The organism is Sulfurimonas sp. (assembly GCF_032250635.1).
Lineage (GTDB): Bacteria > Campylobacterota > Campylobacteria > Campylobacterales > Sulfurimonadaceae > Sulfurimonas.
The window spans coordinates 1-2,556 of the sequence record NZ_JAVVFL010000244.1 but is presented as its reverse complement, the minus strand read 5'-3'; the positions used below and the strand labels follow the sequence as shown (position 1 = coordinate 2,556).

Here is a 2,556-nt window from a genome sequence, read left to right as displayed (position 1 = left end):
CAGAAAAAGAACTATCAAAAGTAATATATGAGCAAACAGGAGGCAATAATGATTTTGCATATATTAGAAGCAAAGGAGATCAGGCACTTTTTAATCGAACAACGGCACAGATGAAAGAGAGATGGAATATTAAAAACAAACCTTTAGCCGATTTTATGCCGACTATATTGCTAAAAGCAAAAGATTTTGCAACGGAAATAACCATCTACAATGCAAAAGAAAAGAATATGAAAAGTGAGAATCAAATCTCAAATGAACATGTAACTAACAATAAAGCAGTACGAGAAACCCTCATCTCTCGTGGAATTGTTCCTGAAAATGTAAAACCTGAAGAAGACATCAAAAAAGTAGAGAGAAAACTTGCTAGTGAGAAGAAAAAAACTTTGGATAGCAAAGATAGTTTGAAATAAAATCAGAAAAACATAAAAAAGCAAATTTAAAACAAAAGATAGTAGTATGTTAAATCACACTCATTTCATCCAAGGTCGTTGATGTTTAGAAAGTACTATTTTCAGTTTTTTTTACTTGCACTTGCATTTGTAGTCTTTTACAGCGACGACTACAAGATCATCATAGCGGGTATTGCTATATTTTTGGTCGGTATGCTTTTTATGGAGGATGGCTTTAAGCTCTTTAGCGGAGGCGTGCTTGAGAAGGCTTTGCAAGTCAGTACCGATACTCTGCCAAAGGCGATAGGTACGGGGGTTATAGCAACTGCCCTTATGCAGAGCTCCTCTTTGGTCTCGGTTATCATCATCTCATTTTTAAGTGCGGAGCTTATCACCCTTAGCGGTGCCATCGGGGTAATATTCGGCTCAAATATAGGAACAACGACTACGGCGTGGATAGTCTCGTCATTTGGTGTAAAGATAGACATAGCAACTTACGCAATGCCAATGATAATCTTTGGCGCAGTGCTTAAGTTCGCCCAAAGTAAGAGTTATCAGGGGGTCGGAAAGATACTTCTTGGACTGGGATTTGTTTTTCTTGGCATCGATTACATGAAAGACGGTTTTGAGATCCTGCAAAAGACATTCGACATGTCAAAGTTCGTAGTTGAGGGCTATTTTGGCGCTTTGGTATATATCTCTCTTGGAGTGGTTGCAACGGTAATTATGCAGTCAAGCAGTGCGACTATGGCGCTTATCATTACGGCTCTTGCAACAAACCAGATTGTATATATCAATGCGATTGAACTGGCAATCGGTGCAAATGTCGGTACTACGATAACGGCTATTCTTGGAGCCATCTCGTCAAACTCTAACGGTAAGAGAGTTGCCCTTGCCCACTTTATTTTCAACATCATAACGGCATCGGTGGCTATACTCTTCCTCTATCCGCTCAGTGATTTGACGACATTTTTGGCTTTAAAAGTCGGTATTGCCGATGATGACTACGCCATGAAACTCGCACTTTTTCATACTATCTTCAATCTTATCGGTGTCATGATAGTATCTCCTTTTACGCACAGGCTTGTGAAGTACTTAGAGACGCTTTTTTTAGAGGTGAATATTTATGCGCTAAAGCCCCTCTATCTTGATGATGTTGTCATTAACGTGCCTGATGCGGCGATTGAGTCTATAAAAAAAGAGATAATTCACCTCTATAACAGTGCTATTGAGGCAATTTCACACTCCATGTTTTTACACCGTCACGAGTTTATAGGGAGCAAAGATATAGAGGGGGTGGTGAAAAATTCGGACATAAGCATAAATACGGATGTAAGCGAGTTCTATGCGAGCAAGATTAAATCGCTCTACGGCGATATTATCCACTATGCAACTCTTTCTCAGGAGAACATGAACGAAGATGACCAAAATAGGGTTTACGGTCTAAAGCTTGCTTCACGCGAGATAGTGGAGGCTCTAAAAAGCATGAGAGATCTGCAAAAAAATATCTTTTACTACTCCAAATCAAAAAATCCTTATATTAAAGAGGAGTACGACAACCTAAGAGTGTACATCGCAAAGACAATCGATACTATAGAGAAGTTAAAAGAGCATGATGACGAGTTGGATGTTATCTCTACTACTGAGCTTCTAAAAGAGAGTACAAAAGCGTTAGACAATATAAAAAACAGCAGGATTGATACGCTTATCCGGGAGAATAAGATTGACTCTAAGATGGCTACCTCGCTTATTAATGACAGCGCATTTGCATACGACGTAACACAAAAATTGATACAAGTTGCTACAATATTGTGGATAAGTGATATAGACATCAGAACATTAGGAGCAAAAGAATGAAGATAGACAAAGTATTTGAAGGGATAGAGAAGCTCTTCTTCAGTGAGATAAACGATGAGAAAAAGCAGGAGAAGTTAAAAGAGAAGCTTCACAAGAAGATTGAGCAGACGAAAAAAGAGATAAAGAGTGCTCAAAATGAGGAGGAGGCTGGGGATTTACAAGCCAAGCTCTATATTTTGAAGAAACTTCTTGAGAGGGTTTAGCCTGCTAGAGATCTTCTTTAGGTTCACAGAAGTAGTAGCCTTGAGAGTAGTCGAGGTAGTGTTCAAGATTCTGTGTCAGCATCGGATAATTCCTAAAATTATATCAT

At 38.8% G+C, this 2,556-nt stretch carries 3 protein-coding genes; all 3 read left to right on the top strand.

All coding sequences use genetic code 11. The annotated features are described in order from the left end of the window. On the top strand, positions 1-410 hold a 410-nt coding region (locus tag RQ763_RS11310; protein ID WP_314153083.1), incomplete at its 5' end, for a hypothetical protein. A gap of 81 nt (positions 411-491) precedes the next feature. Beyond that, entirely contained in the window at positions 492-2,246 is a 1,755-nt protein-coding gene (locus RQ763_RS11305; RefSeq protein WP_314153082.1) for a Na/Pi symporter, read from the top strand. Beyond that, positions 2,243-2,449: a hypothetical protein gene (locus RQ763_RS11300; RefSeq protein ID WP_314153081.1), complete on the top strand. Its 207-nt coding sequence runs from the start codon at positions 2,243-2,245 to the stop codon at positions 2,447-2,449. The genes RQ763_RS11305 and RQ763_RS11300 overlap by 4 nt, the downstream gene beginning before the upstream one ends. Positions 2,450-2,556: the final 107 nt, after the last annotated feature.

What these genes read in the sequence shown, in the direction of transcription:
- RQ763_RS11300 (WP_314153081.1), top strand. Translation starts at nt 2,243, where the DNA reads ATGAAGATAGACAAAGTATTTGAAGGGATAGAGAAGCTCTTCTTCAGT.
- RQ763_RS11305 (WP_314153082.1), top strand. Translation starts at nt 492, where the DNA reads ATGTTTAGAAAGTACTATTTTCAGTTTTTTTTACTTGCACTTGCATTT.